The sequence below is a fragment of the Sneathiella chungangensis genome, from assembly GCF_009882935.1.
GTDB classification, from domain to species: Bacteria; Pseudomonadota; Alphaproteobacteria; order Sneathiellales; family Sneathiellaceae; genus Sneathiella; species Sneathiella chungangensis.
Genome location: NZ_WTVA01000015.1, coordinates 173,320 through 189,841 on the forward strand (window position 1 = coordinate 173,320; position 16,522 = coordinate 189,841).

Here is a 16,522-nt window from a genome sequence, read left to right on the forward strand (position 1 = left end):
AGTATTTGCATGAGGGAAGAATAACGTTGAGAACTTTTTTGGGCGCCTTCTTCGGCCTGATGCTTGTCGCGGGCATCACGACCGCCGCCCAGTCGGCGGAAATCATGCGCTGCAGCCATCAGCTCCCGCCGGATAATCATATTGCCAAGATTATCGACCAATGGGCCGCGGAAATCGAAACCCTCTCTGAAAATGCCATCGACGTTCAGGTGAACGGCGCCAACAGCCTGGTCAAAGCGCCGCGCAACGCCGCGGCTGTCCGTGCGGGCGAGATCGAATGCGCCTTTACAATGAACAGCCGCTGGGCCGAGAGCCTTCCCCTGATGGATGTTACGCTGGACCCCTTCGCGCTGCGCAATGTCGAGATTCTGAAAAAATGGAACGGCTCTCGGGCGGCGAAGATACTGGAGCAGGAAGTCGCCGAAACCGGCCTGACAAATGTCGCCTGGCTTTTCACGACCTGGCGAACGGCGATCACATCAAAGGGCCGGTTCCTGACCAAGCCGTCAGATTTCAAGAATATCAGGATACAGGGGCTCGGCCCGATCTCCAATGCCGCCTTTGAGGCGATGGGCGCGACGCCCGTCGATATGTCCGACATGGCCGCCTATAAGGCGCTTGAAAAAGGCGAGCTGGATGCCGGGCTGACCAATATCTCAGCCGCTTTGTCGGCGCGATATTACGATGTGCAGGATCATGTCACCATTCTGCCGCTGTTCACGATTTACTATAACGGCTATGTCAATTCGGAATGGTTCGACAAGCTTCCTGAAAAGAGCCGGCAGGCGATCCGGGAGGCCAGCGGCAAGGCCGCGCTTTGGGCGATCGAGGCCAGCGAAATTTCGGCCGCCGCCGCCCCCAAACTTCTGAAAGACGAAGGCATGAAGGTTCATATCGCGACGGAGCCGGAAATCGAGAAATTGAAGGCAATCATGCGCCCGGCTTTCTCCAGGGCGTTTCTTGCCGCGACGGGTGCCGACGGCGAAGAACTGATCGATCTCTTGGAAGATATGTAAATTCAACGGCGTAGCGGATCGGGACCGGGAAAAATATCCCGGCTTTTGAGAGTTCATTAACCGGTCCGGCGTAGTATCGAAGACGAAAATTGGTGGAAGCCGATCAATCGTCCTGTCTGGAGAAACGCGATGAGCGCAGATATTTGGTCTGAACTGGCCGAATATAATAAGGAAATCGAGGCGACCTCGCTTGTCGAACTCTTCGAGCGCGATCCGGCGCGCTTTGAGACCTTCTCGATTACGCTTGATGATATGTTGCTCGATTTCTCGAAAACCAGTCTCGACGAGACCGCCCGCAACCTGCTGGTCAAACTTGCAGAGGCGTCTGGCCTGGCGGACAAACGCGAGGCCATGTTCAAAGGCGCGCGCATCAATCGGACCGAAGGCCGTGCGGCGCTGCATACTGCCCTTCGCAATCGGAGCAACGAACCGGTCTTTGTCGGCGACGAGGATGTTATGCCGGGCATCAATGACACTCTGGGGCAAATGGCCGCATTTGCGTCGGGAATCCGGTCCGGAGAGATTGGCGCCAGTGATAGCAGCGCATTTACGGATGTCGTCAACATCGGGATCGGCGGGTCGGATCTGGGCCCGGCGATGGCAACCCGGGCTCTTGCCCCCTATCACAACGGCCCCCGGCTACATTTTGTCTCCAATATTGACAGTGCCGATATCGCCGACCTGTTGAAAAATCTTGATCCCGCAAGAACGCTTTTCATCGTCGCATCAAAAACCTTTACGACGATTGAAACGATGACGAATGCCGAAACGGCGAAAAGCTGGATGACCCGGGCCGTCGGGGACAAGGCAACCAATCATTTCGCCGCCGTTTCAACCGCGCTTGAAAGAACTTCCGCATTCGGCATCGCGCCGGAACGCGTTTTCGGGTTCGAAGACTGGGTCGGCGGCCGATATTCGGTCTGGGGGCCCATTGGCCTTCCCCTGATGATCGCCATCGGCCCGGAGCACTTCACCGAGTTTTTGGAAGGCGGGCATGCCATGGATCGCCATTTCCGCAGGGCACCGCTTGACAAAAACATGCCCGTAATGCTTGGCCTGATCGGTATCTGGCACAACAATATCCGCGGATATGGCAGCCGGGCGGTTCTGCCCTACGATCAGAGACTGGCGCGCCTTCCCGCCTATCTCCAACAACTCGATATGGAGAGCAACGGCAAGAGCATTACGCTTGAAGGTGAGGTTGTTCCCCAAAAAACCGGCCCTATTGTCTGGGGCGAGCCGGGAACCAACGGACAGCATGCCTTCTACCAGCTCATCCATCAGGGAAGCCAGGTGATCCCTTGCGAATTCTTGGTCGCCGCACAGTCTCATGAAACGGATCTGCAAAATCATCATCACCTGCTGCTCGCGAACTGCCTCGCGCAGTCGGAAGCGTTGATGCGCGGGCGCAGCCTTGCAGAGGTGATCGAAAACCTCACCGCCATGGGCGCATCGCAAGAGCGCCTCGACGCGGCGGTTCATCAGACCTTTCCCGGAAACCGCCCCTCCACAACGCTCATTTACCGGAAGCTGGATCCCTATACTTTGGGTCGGATAATTGCTCTGTATGAGCACCGCGTCTTTGTCGAAGGGGTAATCTGGGGGATCAACAGCTTCGATCAATGGGGGGTCGAGCTCGGTAAGGAACTTGCGGCAACCCTGCTGCCCTTGATCGGAGAGAAGAGCGGGCTTGACGAAAAAGACGGATCGACCCGCGGCCTCCTTGAAACCATTGCCCGCCTTCGACGTAAATGATCCCTGCCTGAATTGTCGATAGGCACCGCCGTTCAAACAAATATTGCAGATCAAATTCCGCGACAGGCGCAGAAAATTTTCGCGGCGTTTTTCTCACCGCAAGGTTTACGGAACGGGCAATAAATGAAACAATAAAATCCGGCTGAATTTATAAAATGGAGGGGGCCTCATGCGACGGCTTTCCGGTCTTATTCTTGCGTCCCTCGTGCTTGTTGTCGTCAGTTTCGGGCCGGTCCATTTCGTCGCCGCGCAATCGGGCGCCGCCGGCGCGCCGGCCGCTCCCGCCGTTCTCGTCGCAAAGGTGATTGAGAAGGAAATTGCGAACGAATCCGTCTTTTATGGCCGGGTGGAGGCCACTGCCCGCGTCGAGATCAATGCCCGGATAGAAGGGTATCTCTCCGAAGTATCCTACGTCGAAGGCAGCCGCGTGAATGCCGGAGATCTGCTCTTTAAGATCGAAAAAAGCATTTATGAGGCGAACGTCGCAGAGGCCCGCGCGAACCTGGCGAGCGCCGTCGCGACAGAAAAGCTGGCCAAACTTGATTATGAACGCTCAAAGGAACTGGTGGCGCGAAAGGCGGTTTCTCAGGCGCAACTTGATCAGGATCTCGCACAATATGAAGGTGCCCAGGCCACTGTCGCCGCGCGAAAGGCGGAACTTTCTCTTGCGGAAATCAATCTTGGCTATACCGAGATACGGGCGCCGATAACAGGCCGCATCGGTAAGGCCAATGAAACCAAGGGATCCCTTGTCGGGCCATCAAGCGAGGCGCTCGCCCTGCTCGTCGCGCAGGATCCTGTTCACGTGGCCTGGCCCGTTCCCGACCGGCTTTTTACGGAAATCAGCAAACGGCGCCTCAACGCCGATGACGTGACGGTAAAATTAAGGCTGCCGGATGATACGCTTTACCAGCAGGGGGGACGGATCATTTATGCGGACCCAAGCGCAAATGATGCGACCAATACCATAACGGTCCGCGCCGAATTTCCGAACCCGGATATGCTGCTGGTCGACCAGCAACTCGTCAGCGTCATTATCGAAAGCAAGGAAGCGCAAAAACATCTGGTCATTCCGCAAGACGCCTTGCTGCTTGATCAGCAGGGCCCCTATGTCTTTACAGTCGAGGCGGATGACAAAGTGGCCGTCCGGCGCATTGTGACCGGCGCACAGCAGGGGCTTTCCCTGGTCGTTGAAAAAGGCCTCAACCTTGGTGATCGCGTCATTGTTGCCGGACAGCAGAAGGTCCGGAACGGCATATCCGTAAATCCCAAAACCGCCCCGCAGAGCGAGGCGAATTGATGATTTTCGATTTTTTCATCCGCCGCCCGAAATTCGCCATCGTCATTTCTCTCGTCATCACGCTGGCGGGCATTCTGTCCATGTTCGTGATCCCGGTCTCCCAATATCCGGAAATCACGCCGCCGACGGTGCAGGTGACCACGACCTATTCCGGCGCTGATGCCAAGGTCGTCGCGGATACGGTCGCCCAGCCTATTGAGAGCGCGGTCAATGGCGTCGATGACATGATCTACATGAAATCCGTCAGCAATTCCGACGGGAGCTACGCATTGACGGCGACTTTCGCCGTTGGCACCGATCCGGATCTTGCAACGGTGAATACACAGACGCGAGTAAGCCAGGCGCTGTCGTCCCTCCCCGATACGGTGCAGCAGAACGGCGTCACCGTGCAGAAACAATCAAGTTCGATCCTGCAGATTTTCGGTTTCTATTCGGAAGACGCCAGCCTCGATCAGCTTTTCATCAGCAACTATCTCACGATCAACGTTGTCGATCAGCTGAAACGTCTTCCCGGGGTTGGTGATGCCACCATTCTCGGCGCCTCCTCCTATGCCATGCGGATCTGGATCGATAATCCGACATTGATGGCCAATCTGAACCTGACAAATCAGGATATTATCGACGCGATCCGCAACCAGAATATCCAGGCCCCCGCTGGCCGCCTCGGGGCGCCGCCGATCTCCGATAACCAGAGCCTTCAACTCACCGTCAATACGAAGGGACGGCTTTCATCGGCGGAGGAATTCGGTAGCATCATCCTGAGGGCGCAGGACGACGGTTCGATCATTCGTATCAGGGATGTCGCCCGCGTCGAGCTCGGCGCACAAAGTGCGCAGCAGCAAATCAATTTAGGGGATGCCGAAGCGGCGGGCGTCGCCATATATCTCTCCCCCGGGGCCAATGCGGTGATCACCGCGAAGGCCGTGGAAGAGAAAATCGCCGATCTATCGGAACGGTTTCCGACCAGTCTGGCCTACCACAAGTTCGTCGACAGCGCAGAATTCGTTGATGACATGATCTCGAAAGTGATCGAGACACTGATAGAAGCCTTTGTGCTTGTCGCCATCGTCGTCTTCGTTTTCCTCGGGCGCTTTCGTGCGACCCTCATTCCGCTTTTCGCCGTTCCCGTCGCGATTATTGGCGCCCTCGCCGTCATTTACGCGCTGGGCTATACCGCGAATATCATTTCGCTTCTGGCGCTTGTGCTGGCTATCGGGATCGTTGTCGACGACGCCATCATCGTCGTCGAGAATGTGGAACGGGTGATGGAAGAGGATCCGCATCTGTCGCCTGCGCAGGCGGCACATAAAGCGATGACGGAAATCGCCGGATCGATTATCGCGATCACTTTCGTGCTGCTCGCGGTGTTTGTTCCCGTGGCGGTTCTGCCCGGCTCCTCCGGCGTATTGTTCCGGCAGTTTGCCGTTGCCATTTCCGCCGCGATGGTCATCTCGGCCATTAATGCCCTGACCCTCTCGCCCGCGCTCTGCGCTCTTTTCCTGCGCCCGGGCAAACCCGTCGTCTTTATGCGGCCGGTAACCGGTTTCATAAATAAAGTCGGCGATGGCTACGCCGGGATCATCAAGAAGCTTGTGCGTGTTTCGGCCTTGTCCCTTGCCGTCGCGGCGGGGTTCGGCCTGTTGGCGGGTTACGGTATAAAATCCACTCCGGCCGGCTTCGTACCGGAGGAAGACAAGGGCTATGTCATGGTCATCTTCCAGCTTCCGGCAGGCGCGTCCTTCAACCGCACCTTGAAGGTTGCAGAAATGACTTCCGCGGCGCTGAAAGGCGATCCGGCCGTCCGAATCATCGGTCAAGTTACAGGCCTCGACCTTCTGAGCGGCAGCAACGCATCAAATGCCGGCGTCGTGTTTCTTAACCTCAAACCCTATGCGGAACGCAATTCGCCGGAATTAAGCGCCGGCGCGGTGCTTCAACGGGCGGCGCAAAAGCTCTCGGGTATCGCAGAGGCCGTCTATATCCCGCTCAATCCCCCGGCCATTGATGGCCTCGGGAATGCCGGCGGCTTCGAATATGTGCTGGAAGCATTGGAAGGGCAGGAACCGTTCGAGATGGGCGCCGTGCTGCGCAATCTCGTGGTCGAAGCCAATCAGGACCCCGCGATCGCCAGCGCCTTCTCGACCTTTGAGGCAAACACCCCGCAGGTTTCCCTCAAGATCGATCGGGACAAGGCAAAAACGCTCGGGATTGAGATTTCCGACATATTTGCGGCGCTGCAAAGCCAGCTGGGCGGTTACTATGTCAATGATTTCAACCTCTTCGGCCGCACATGGACGGTATATGTGCAGGGAAGCGAGGAGTTTCGCGCGAAGATCGAGGATATTTACAAGATACAGGTCCGCAATTCCTCCGGCGAAATGGTCCCGATTTCCAGCTTCACGGAAGCCAAGCTCAGCAGCGGCCCGCGCCAGATCACCCGGTACAATAACTATCAGGCCGCCTCGGTTCTTGGTAATCCCGCCGCAGAGAGCGGGCTCGGCGTTGCCATGTCGAATATGGAAAAAATCTCCGCCAACAGCTTGCCGTCGGGTTACGCCTACGAATGGACCGGCCTGGCCCTGCAGCAGGTGGAGGCGGCTGGCAAGACCTCGCTGGTCATCAGCCTCGCCTTTGTATTCGCCTATCTTTTCCTGGTCGCGCTATATGAGAGCTGGAGCATTCCGATCGCCATTCTCGCCTCCGTCGTGGTTGCGGTGCTTGGCGCTCTCGCTGGCATCCGGATCGCGGGGCTGTCGTTCGATCTTTACGCGCAGATTGGTATCGTTGTGCTGATTGCGCTTGCGGCCAAGAATGCTATCCTTATCAATACCTTTGCCCTGGAACAACGCAATCTCGGTCACTCGCTCAACGAGTCCGCCGCCGATGGCGCAAGGCTTCGTTTCCGTCCCGTCATGATGACGAGCTTTGCCTTCATCATGGGCCTGGTCCCGCTGGTTCTGGCCAAGGGGGCAGGCGCGGGCGCGATGGTCGCCCTTGGCATCCCCGTTTTTTCCGGAATGCTGGCTGCCGCGACTGTTGGCATGCTTCTAATCCCCATGTTATACGTGGCCTTCCAGTGGCTGCGCGAGAAGGCAGGCTGGATCCCCATCGTTGCGAGATAGGACCACGACCTTGACTTCTGCGGAAAAAGAAACGGCAACCGACCCGGTGTGCGGTATGACAGTGACGCTGAACGCCGGCAAGCCGAACCATGTTCACAATGACGAGACCTATCATTTCTGCTCGCAAAAATGCCATGACAGATTTGTGGCCGATCCATTTTTCTATTTGAGCGGCGGTCATAAAAAGCACCAGAAATCCCAGCCCAAAGCGACGCAATATACCTGCCCGATGCACCCGGAAATTATCCGGGATCAACCCGGCGATTGCCCGAAATGCGGAATGGCCCTGGAGCCGATGGGCGCGCCCGGCGCCGACGATGGCCCAAATCCCGAACTTATCGATTTCACCCGCCGTTTCTGGGTGAGCACGGCGCTCGCCTTGCCGCTTCTTGTCCTTACGATGGGCGAAATGGTGGGATTGCCCTTTGACAGCTGGATCGGCGCGCGGCTTTCAACCTGGATCCAGCTTGCGCTGGCGACCCCTGTTGTCCTCTGGGCGGCAATTCCCTTCTTTAAACGGGGTTGGTCATCAATCATCAATCGCAGCCCCAATATGTGGACGCTGATCATGCTCGGCGTGGCCGCCGCCTATGCGTTCAGTCTTGTCGCAACACTGGTTCCCGGAAGCTTTCCGTCTTCATTTCGGACCGCCGCGGGAATTGTCCCGGTGTATTTCGAGGCCGCGGCGGTGATCATCGCCCTTGTCTTTTTGGGGCAGGTGCTTGAACTCCGTGCGCGCGAGCAGACGGGCTCGGCGATCAAGGCCCTGCTTGATCTGGCCCCGAAAACGGCACGGCGGATCAACTCCGACGGATCAGAATATGATGTGCCGCTCGAGAATATTCTTGAAGGCGACAAGTTGCGCATTCGTCCCGGTGACAGCGTACCGGTTGACGGCGTCGTGCTCGAGGGGCATTCCGCGGTCGATGAGAGCATGATCAGCGGCGAGCCGGTGCCGGTCGAAAAAAGCGAGGGCGACAAACTCACCGGAGGGACCCTTAACGGCACGGGGACCCTCATTATGAAGGCCGAGCTTGTCGGTGCCGACACCATGCTCTCTAAAATTGTTGAAATGGTCGCCTCCGCCCAGCGTTCCCGCGCCCCCATTCAGGGCCTCGCCGACAAGGTCGCCGCCTGGTTCGTGCCGAGCGTCGTTGTCGTGGCAATTCTTTCCTTTCTCATCTGGGCTGTTTTCGGCCCCTCTCCGGCCATGATCCATGCGATCGTCGCCGCCGTCTCCGTTCTCATCATCGCCTGCCCCTGCGCCCTCGGCCTCGCGACGCCGATGTCAATCATGACGGCAACCGGACGCGGCGCGACGGCCGGCGTCCTCATCCGCGATGCCGAAGCATTGGAAAGATTTGCCTCCGTCGATGTCCTGGTTGTCGACAAGACCGGCACGCTCACCGAAGGACGGCCGAAGCTGACCGATGTGATCGCCCTGCAAACCGGCGAGGACGATGCCCTTCTTACCATTGCGGCGGCGCTTGAGAAGGGTTCCGAGCATCCCCTCGCCGAAGCGATTGTTTCGGGCGCGGAGGCGCGCGGCCTGAAAATACCGCCCGCCGGCGATTTCAATGCGGTTACCGGCAAAGGCGTGGAAGGCACAGTCGAAGGCCGATCCGTCGCCCTTGGAAACCGCGCGATGATGGAGGAAAAAAACCTCGATCCCGGTGATTTCGAGAAACGCGCCGCCGACTTGCAGCAAGAGGGAAAGACGGTCATGTATGTCGCGCGGGATAATGCTGTTGCCGGGATTGTCGCGGTTGCAGATCCCGTCAAGGAGACGACAGAGGAGGCCATTCGCGCACTGCACGAGCTTGGCATCAAGATCATCATGGCAACGGGCGATAACGAACGGACCGCGAAAGCCGTTGCCAGCCGTCTCGGGATCGACGATGTCCGCGCCGACGTTCTGCCGGCGGATAAGAAGGCGCTTATCGAGGAACTTCGGGAAACGGGTCATCGCATCGCGATGGCGGGCGACGGCGTGAATGATGCGCCCGCTCTTGCCGCGGCCGATGTCGGGATCGCCATGGGAACCGGCGCGGATGTTGCGGTCGAAAGCGCCGGGATCACACTGGTCAAGGGCGACCTCACCGGCATCGTCCGGGCCCGCAAACTCGCGGTCGGAACGCTTCGCAACATCAAGGAGAATTTATTCTTCGCCTTCGCCTATAATGGGGCGGGCATCCCGATTGCCGCGGGAATACTCTATCCCTTCACGGGAACACTGTTATCGCCGATGATTGCGGCGGCAGCGATGAGCCTGTCGTCCGTATCAGTCATTTCCAACGCGCTTCGCCTTCGCACGATTAAATTGAATTGAATGCACCGAGGCGAGAGATTTCCTCTTTCGCCATCCGCGACATTGCCCCTATAGTGTCGAACGAAGATCGATAAAAACTTCTGTAGGAGAGCGTTATGAGTGACAATGTTCCGTCGAACCTTGAAGAGATGCGGCGATTAATGGCCGCTGAACTTGCGAAGCACTGGAAACTATTTCTCTTCCAGGGAATAATCGTCGGACTGCTGGGCGCGATCGCCATCATCGTTCCGCAAGTCGCCACGCTGGTCGTCGATCTGTTTATCGGCTGGATATTCGTATTTGGCGGTATTGTCCGCGGCCTGACATTGTTTCGCGGACGATCTCTTCCGGGCACATTCTGGTCACTACTGGCCGCCGTGCTTGCGGTGATCTTCGGTCTCCTTCTCGTCCTGAAACCGGCAGAGGGCGTATTGACCCTTACCATGATCATGGTCGCCTTCTTCATTATTCAGGGTGTTATCTCGGTCCTGCTGGCATTACAGTTCCGCGCGCATATCCGCAGTTGGGGTTGGACCCTGCTGAGCGGCATCGTGGACCTGTTTCTCGCCTATCTCATCTGGCGCGGCTGGCCGGATACCGCAAGCTGGGCAATCGGCCTGCTCGTCGGGATAAATATGCTGTTTGCCGGAATGGCGCTGATCTTTACCGCGCTCGCGGCGCGCAACGGTGCCCCGGACTAGACAGCGGCGCTCACGTCGTCGCGGCGATAAAGTCGGGAACGATGCCGCTATTTGCAACAAGCGGCGCAACATCCATGCCTTTGTAAAGTCCATGGTCAGTAATCAGCACCGTGCGAAGCCCTGCGGCCGCACCGCCGAGAATGTCGGTATGAAGCGTATCGCCGACCATGGCGATCCGCCGGCGGTCGGCGCCGGCCGCCAAAGCGGCCTGGATCGCGCGCTCAAATACATTTGCGTAGGGTTTTCCGTAAAAAAGCGGCTCAATGCCGAGGGTATCGGCAATTTCATGAGCAAAGAAACCGGGCTCCAGCGACAATCCTTCTTCCCTCGGCGCAACCAGGTCCGGATTGCCGACGATAAATGGTCTCGGATTTCGCCGAAGCGAGACGGACAGCAACGCCTGACGGGAGGCCGACCATTCGGCGGCACTCAAGAAGAGGAAGCCGTCAACCGCGTCATAAACCTGAGGATCATCGGACAGCAGCCGTGTCGCGAACGGCATCTCCGCGATTCCTGATTGAGCCGTCGCGGCGACACCCCAGACGATTTCCTTCGAATATTGCTCCAGCGCGGCAGACGCGATATCGCGGCTGGAGATCACCTGTGCTGCGGCGAAATCAAAACCTAGAGCACGGTACTTGCGAAGCGCGTCCGCGCTGCCATAAGTCGCGCCATTGGTTATGACGAAAATCTGCTTGCCGAGCCGGGAAAGCTCTTCAAGGCGCTCCTTCGCGCCGGCAATTGCCCGCTCCCCGACGTTGAGGACGCCAAAGGCATCGAGCAGAAAAACGTCGATCTCCTCGGCAAGGGCGGCAAGATTTTCCACGGTTTTACTCGCGGCCGGGAAACGGGCGACAGGCAACCGCGACCGGATCGCCTCATACCGGGCGAATGCTTCTGCCGCGCTGATATTGGGAAGCGTCATCTTCCGCTCTTTCCTTTGCAAGCCGTTAAATCAAACAAGTTATGCTTTACTCTCTCGCCCCGGAGGCCGTAAAGTTCAAAAAAAAAGAAAAAGGGAGGCGCTTGTGACCGATCTGGATTTCACCAATAAAACAGCCCTTGTCGTCGGCGGATCGAGCGGGATCGGAAATGGCATTGCCCATGCCCTGAAAACGCGCGGTGCAGAGGTTTACGTATGGGGTACGCGGGCGTCAGCCGCGGATTATGACGGCGTTGCGGGATCGGACCTGAACGGACTTCACTATGACCAAATGGATGTCAGCGATTTTCAGGCGATCGCGGACTATAAGGCGCCATTTTCAAAACTCGATATATTGATCCTGTCGCAAGGAACGGTCGTCTACCGCCGTGGTGAGTTCGAGATGCCGGGGTGGATGAAGGTCGTCGATACGAATCTTAACAGCCTGATGGCCTGCGCATCGAAATTTCATGACATGCTGGCGAATACTGGGGGATCGCTTATTATCATCAGCTCGACCGCCGGCTATCATGCGACCAAGGGCAACCCGGCCTACAACGCGTCAAAAACCGGAGCGATCGGGCTTACTCGCACTCTTGGTCAGGCCTGGGCCGGCGAAGGGATCCGCGTCAACGGCGTCGCGCCGGGCCTTGTCGATACCAAGCTTACCAAGGTGACGACCGACAATCCACAGCGGCGGGAGGCGGCGATCTCTACCATTCCCCAGGAGCGCCTTGGCACGCCTGAGGACATAGCAGGCGCCGTGCTTTATCTCGCCTCACCGCTTGCAAGCTACGTCGTCGGCCAGACGATCGTCGTTGACGGCGGACTAATCCTCTAGCGTCCTTAATTTCAAGACAAAAGGAATAGGTCAATGGCAAGACTTTCGACATTGAGCCGGTCCATTGCGGGCAAAACAGCTCTCATTACCGGGGCGGCAAGCGGCATGGGCCGTGCAACTGCCCATCTTTTCGCCGACGAGGGCGCGAATGTCGCCGTAACGGACATCACCGAGGAAGGTGTTCAAAAGGTCGTCCGCGAAATACGGGAGGCGGGCGGGTCCGCCGAAGGGTGGGTTCTGGATGTCGCGAACAAGGCGCAGATCACGACCGTCGTTTCGGCAATTGCGGATCATTTCGGCGCGCTGGACATCCTGATCAACAATGCCGGATTTTCCCATCACATGTCGGTCGAGGATGAGGATTTCGAGGCGAACTGGCAGCGGCATATGGATGTTCTGCTGACCGCGCATGTCCGCCTTGTCCGGGCGGCCCTCCCCCATCTGAAGGCATGCGGAGAGGGCCGGATTGTCAATATAGCGTCCACAGAAGGACTTGGGGCAACGCCGGAGATCGCCCCCTATACCTCCGCAAAACATGGCGTGATCGGGCTCACCCGCTCGCTCGCTGTCGAGCTTCCGAAATACGGCATAACGGTTAATTGTATCTGCCCCGGCGCGATCCACACCGGCATCACCGCGCGGATCAAGGACGAGCATAAAGAGATTTTCTCGCGCCGCCGCATACCGCTGAAACGATACGGAATTCCGGAAGAAGTCGCGCACGCGACACTCAGTCTGGTCCTGCCCGCATCATCCTATATCAACGGCGTGGCGCTCCCCGTTGACGCCGGCCTGACGATCAAGAACGCCTGAGGGAGGACAGATCACTCGGCGAGCTCTTCCGCATTTTCCTTGCGCCACGGGAGCAGGTTATCCCGCGTTAGCGGGCCTGCAACATACAACAGGGATACGACCAAGGCGACGAGCGCCATAATCGCATTGACGAAAAAGGCACGGTCGATGCCGTCCGCCAGGGATGGTGCACTCACGACTATCGCCGTCGTCAGTCCGAGGCCAACGGCGCCGCCCGCATTCTGAACCATGAAAATAATGGCGCTCGCAAGACTGCTGCGTGCGGGATCGATAGAGGTAATCGCCGCCGTCGTGATGGAAGAGTAAAAAAGCCCCGTCCCGATCCCGACAATTAACATTCCGGGCACGAGAGAGGCGAAAGTGGTTCCGGCCTGCAGCCAGGACAGAATAAATACGCCCACCCCCAGGCAGAGCACGCCGATGCTGATCACGAGCTTGGGTCCCAGACGGTCATAGAGTGGCGCCGCGACAAAAGAGGAAAGCGCAAACATACCAAGCATCGGCAAAAGGCCGGCACCCGCCTGCAGCGCAGAAAATCCGAGATCCTTTACCATGAACTGCGGGAGATACAATAGCGTGCCAAAATAGATGGCGGAAACCAGCAATACGGAAATGTTTGAAAATCGAAAATCCTTGTTGGAGAAGACATCTTCGGGCACCAGCGCGTCCAACCCCGCTCTTTTCTCGATAAAGGCAAAGAGGGATAAAAGGAAAATCGAGACGGCAAACATCGAAATTACCATCGGACTGAGCCAGCCAAAATCCGCGCTAATATCGAGAAGCAACATTAGCAGAAAAAGGCCAAGAGACAGCGCGAGGATACCGGGATAGTCAATTCCTTCCTTGGTATCGTCGTCACCATCTTTGGGAACAGCCCAGAATATGGCAAGAACTGCGATTATTCCGACTGGAACGTTAATGAAGAAAATCCAACGCCAGCTAAGATAGTCGGCAAAGAATCCTCCGAGCATCGGTCCCATGCCGTTGCCTATTCCGGCAACCCCCATCAAAAGTCCGCCCGCGAGCGCCGCGCGTTCCTCCGGCAGTAAGCCGTACATCATGCCGATCAAGGATGGCCAGATCATTGATCCGCCAATCCCCATGAGGGCCCGTGCCCCAAGCAAGACCCACGCATTCTCCGCAAGGCCGCCAATAAGCGAGAACGAGCAAAAGATTGTCATTCCGATGAAGAAAATACGTCGGCGACCGAACATATCGGCAAGGCGACCGGCGGTTACAATACATACTCCGAATACCAACGCATATCCGCTGATCACCCATTGGGCGGTCGTGACGTCAACTTTGAAGGCCGTTTCGATCGACGGGATAACGACATTGAGCGCGGTGAAGTCGTTGCAGATGACCAACGTTCCAAGGAGAAGCGCCACAAGTCCTGCCAATTGCGTTGCCGTCAGTTTCTGCCGTCCCGCCATCGCAATCCCTTATGTGCATGCTCGTGTTAGTCAGCGTCCCGGCATTTAATCATACGAAGTGGTGTATATTCAATAACAACCTGACCGTGCTGGTTCACGATCTGATTACGTGTTCTGACAAGCCCGCGGGTTCCCTTCGAGGTGAGCCGCGCCTCAATCACTTCGCATTCGACATGCAATGTATCTCCGGCAAAGACCGGCGCACGGACATTGAGCTCCATATGGAGGAAAGCGAGACCGGTGTGCTGCATGGTGGATTGGACAAGCAAGCCTTCGGCAATCGTATAGGCAAGCGCACCCGGCGCAACGCGCCCGCGGATATCGGAATGGGCCTCCAGATACTCCATATCCGTGAAGAGCACCTCGGTCATGCCGGTGCAATTGATAAAATTGACGATATCGGCCTCGGTGACCGTCCGGCCGATGGTCTGGAATTTGCGTCCGATCGGCAATTCCTCGTAATGCAGTCCTAATCCGACAATTTCCATTATCTTTTCCTCTAGTTCCCAAAGTAGAAAGAATGCGTTTTACCCTTATAGCTCAGTTTTAATTTTCGCCAGCATCAGCCAGGCGCCGCTTGAGGCGACAATCAGGGCGATCAGGCCATAGGCATGCCAGTATTCCCGGGAATCGCCGACGATCACGCCAAAGATCGTGGGCAGGATCAATACGCCCAAGAACATGGCGCTTGAGCCGAGCGCGGTCGCTTCCGTTCTGTATTTCCCGCCGAAGGCCGCAAAGGCGCCATAGGCAATACCGGTAAAGCCGCTCGCGGTCGCGCCGGCGGTAACCGCGACAAGAAGTACAAACCAGATGGACCAGCTTTCAGATAGCTGGCCCGCAGCAATCGCCGCAAACGCCATGACAATCCCCAGCAGGCCGAGGAGACGGATCGAGGAGATATAACGATCCGCAAGCCAGCCCCAGATCGGGCGGCTGGCGACACCTGAGATCTGGTACAGTGCCAGCACCTGCCCGGCTGCGATCAGGTCAAGGCCCGTTCTTTCCGTCAAATGCAAAGCCATGAAGCCGATGAAACAGAGTTGCGATCCCGCATAGGAAAAACTGGCGAGGGAAAGCAGCCGCATGAGGGCGCTATCACGGAGGAGATAGAGCGGACGCCAGAGTTCCGCCTTAAAGAGGCGATGCGTCCTGTTCCGGTCCTCATCCCAGCTGTTCCGATAATATTGAAAGGCGGCAATCAGCAGCACGGCCGGCAGCACCTGAACCCAGAACGCCATCCGCCAACCGAATTCGACGGCCACGAACGGCAGGAGCAAGGCCCCCAGAACGCCGCCAAGAGGAACCCCGATCTGCCGGATCGAAAACACCAGATTAAGGACGTTGGGTTTCGTGCGCGGAATGAGCAAATGAGTTGAGACCGGCGCCGTCGCGCCATATCCGCTGCCCAGCACGAAGGCGCAGAGCGCAAGGGCGCCTAATCCACCTGATCCGGCAATCACCAGCATGGCGACGACGCCCAGCATGACAAATTGCCCGACCCGAACAGCGCCGAATTTCTGGATGAAATCTGGCGAGAATAACGCCGAGGCGATGCCGACACCATAAACGGTGGACACGAAAAATCCGATGAGATGCCCATCCACACCGAGGTCCATGGCAATTTTTGGCGCGAGCGTCGGTGCGGAAAAGGCCGCCATCGTCGCCAGCGTCTGCATGGCCAGGGTCAGGAGCAAAGGACCGTAGGGAATGCCGGCAGCCAACCCCGCCCCGCTTCCTGACTCGCCCTCGCGGCCGGACGGCGCCATCGCCTAGGATCCGTCTTTCCAGGAACCTTTCGGACGGGCGAGATAGGCCTGGGTTTCCGGCTGCGCGACCAGCATCCGGCCCCATTTGGCGCAAACTTTCGCCAGCCTTTCCGGATGGACGCCGAGCTGCGCCATGGCAACGCCGCCATTGACGGATTCGCGATAATCCGAAATGAGGCCGTCTCTCAGCTCAAAACGGCTCATCCCGTCGATAATCACTCTCTTGCCCTCGAACTCCGGCACTTTTGACGTAAAGCTGGATAGCGACCATGCGTAAGCGAGATTGCCCTCGCATATCGGATCGAACATCTCCCAACGATAATCCTCTCCCGCATCTCGATGAAACAAGTCGGACATCATATGGGCGATATCGGCCCTTCCCTTGTGATCGCCATAGACATAGTCATGATAGACGGCGTCTTCCGTGAAGCAGGCGGCGAAGGCGTCCCCGTCGCCCGCTTCGGCCGCCGCCGAAAACCGTGCCAGTAACTTCTTGAACTCTTGCGTATTCATAGGCTGCCCCCCTGGGTTAATGGGTCGCC

General features: G+C 57.6%; 12 protein-coding genes and 1 pseudogene. 8 read left to right on the forward strand and 5 right to left on the reverse strand.

Going from position 1 to position 16,522, the window contains the following annotated elements:
- Positions 1-26 precede the first annotated feature (26 nt).
- The 6 genes and pseudogenes from dctP to GQF03_RS13895 all read left to right on the forward strand — a co-directional run bounded on the left by dctP (position 27) and on the right by GQF03_RS13895 (position 10,202).
- Complete coding sequence (gene dctP, locus GQF03_RS13870; RefSeq protein WP_206375988.1) at positions 27-1,016, forward strand: TRAP transporter substrate-binding protein DctP; 990 nt, start codon at positions 27-29, stop codon at positions 1,014-1,016.
- Between the two features lie 129 nt (positions 1,017-1,145).
- Complete coding sequence (gene pgi, locus GQF03_RS13875; protein ID WP_161339893.1) at positions 1,146-2,771, forward strand: glucose-6-phosphate isomerase; 1,626 nt, start codon at positions 1,146-1,148, stop codon at positions 2,769-2,771.
- Between the two features lie 169 nt (positions 2,772-2,940).
- Positions 2,941-4,071, forward strand: coding sequence for an efflux RND transporter periplasmic adaptor subunit (locus GQF03_RS13880; RefSeq protein WP_161339894.1), 1,131 nt, complete (start codon positions 2,941-2,943; stop codon positions 4,069-4,071).
- Positions 4,071-7,193 (forward strand): efflux RND transporter permease subunit, encoded by a 3,123-nt coding sequence (locus tag GQF03_RS13885; RefSeq protein ID WP_161339895.1) that lies wholly within the window; start codon positions 4,071-4,073, stop codon positions 7,191-7,193. Before GQF03_RS13880 ends, GQF03_RS13885 begins: the two co-directional genes overlap by 1 nt.
- A pseudogene (locus GQF03_RS13890) lies at positions 7,165-9,522 on the forward strand (heavy metal translocating P-type ATPase); the annotation flags it as partial. The gene GQF03_RS13885 and the pseudogene GQF03_RS13890, both read left to right, overlap by 29 nt.
- 95 nt (positions 9,523-9,617) lie before the next feature.
- Positions 9,618-10,202, forward strand: coding sequence for an HdeD family acid-resistance protein (locus GQF03_RS13895; RefSeq protein WP_161339897.1), 585 nt, complete (start codon positions 9,618-9,620; stop codon positions 10,200-10,202).
- 10 nt (positions 10,203-10,212) lie between these two features.
- Here GQF03_RS13895 and GQF03_RS13900 read toward each other — a convergent pair whose 3' ends face one another.
- Positions 10,213-11,127, reverse strand: a complete 915-nt coding sequence (locus tag GQF03_RS13900) for an HAD-IIA family hydrolase (RefSeq protein WP_161339898.1) — start codon at positions 11,125-11,127, stop codon at positions 10,213-10,215.
- A gap of 103 nt (positions 11,128-11,230) precedes the next feature.
- Between GQF03_RS13900 and GQF03_RS13905 the strand changes: the two genes are divergently transcribed.
- Together GQF03_RS13905 and GQF03_RS13910 are read left to right on the forward strand one after the other, a co-directional pair.
- Entirely contained in the window at positions 11,231-11,965 is a 735-nt protein-coding gene (locus GQF03_RS13905) for an SDR family oxidoreductase (protein WP_161339899.1), read from the forward strand.
- 33 nt (positions 11,966-11,998) lie between these two features.
- Positions 11,999-12,778, forward strand: coding sequence for an SDR family NAD(P)-dependent oxidoreductase (locus GQF03_RS13910; protein WP_161339900.1), 780 nt, complete (start codon positions 11,999-12,001; stop codon positions 12,776-12,778).
- An 11-nt stretch (positions 12,779-12,789) separates the two neighbouring features.
- Here the strand turns inward: GQF03_RS13910 and GQF03_RS13915 are convergent, their stop codons facing one another.
- The 4 genes from GQF03_RS13915 to GQF03_RS13930 are packed head-to-tail and all read right to left on the reverse strand — an operon-like array spanning position 12,790 to position 16,493.
- Complete coding sequence (locus GQF03_RS13915; RefSeq protein WP_161339901.1) at positions 12,790-14,211, reverse strand: MFS transporter; 1,422 nt, start codon at positions 14,209-14,211, stop codon at positions 12,790-12,792.
- A gap of 26 nt (positions 14,212-14,237) precedes the next feature.
- Complete coding sequence (locus tag GQF03_RS13920) at positions 14,238-14,699, reverse strand: FAS1-like dehydratase domain-containing protein (protein WP_161339902.1); 462 nt, start codon at positions 14,697-14,699, stop codon at positions 14,238-14,240.
- Between the two features lie 45 nt (positions 14,700-14,744).
- The gene (locus GQF03_RS13925) at positions 14,745-15,980 is read right to left on the reverse strand and encodes an MFS transporter (protein ID WP_161339903.1); all 1,236 of its coding nucleotides are present in this window, start codon (positions 15,978-15,980) and stop codon (positions 14,745-14,747) included.
- Between the two features lie 3 nt (positions 15,981-15,983).
- The gene (locus GQF03_RS13930) at positions 15,984-16,493 is read right to left on the reverse strand and encodes a nuclear transport factor 2 family protein (RefSeq protein WP_161339904.1); all 510 of its coding nucleotides are present in this window, start codon (positions 16,491-16,493) and stop codon (positions 15,984-15,986) included.
- Positions 16,494-16,522 lie beyond the last annotated feature (29 nt).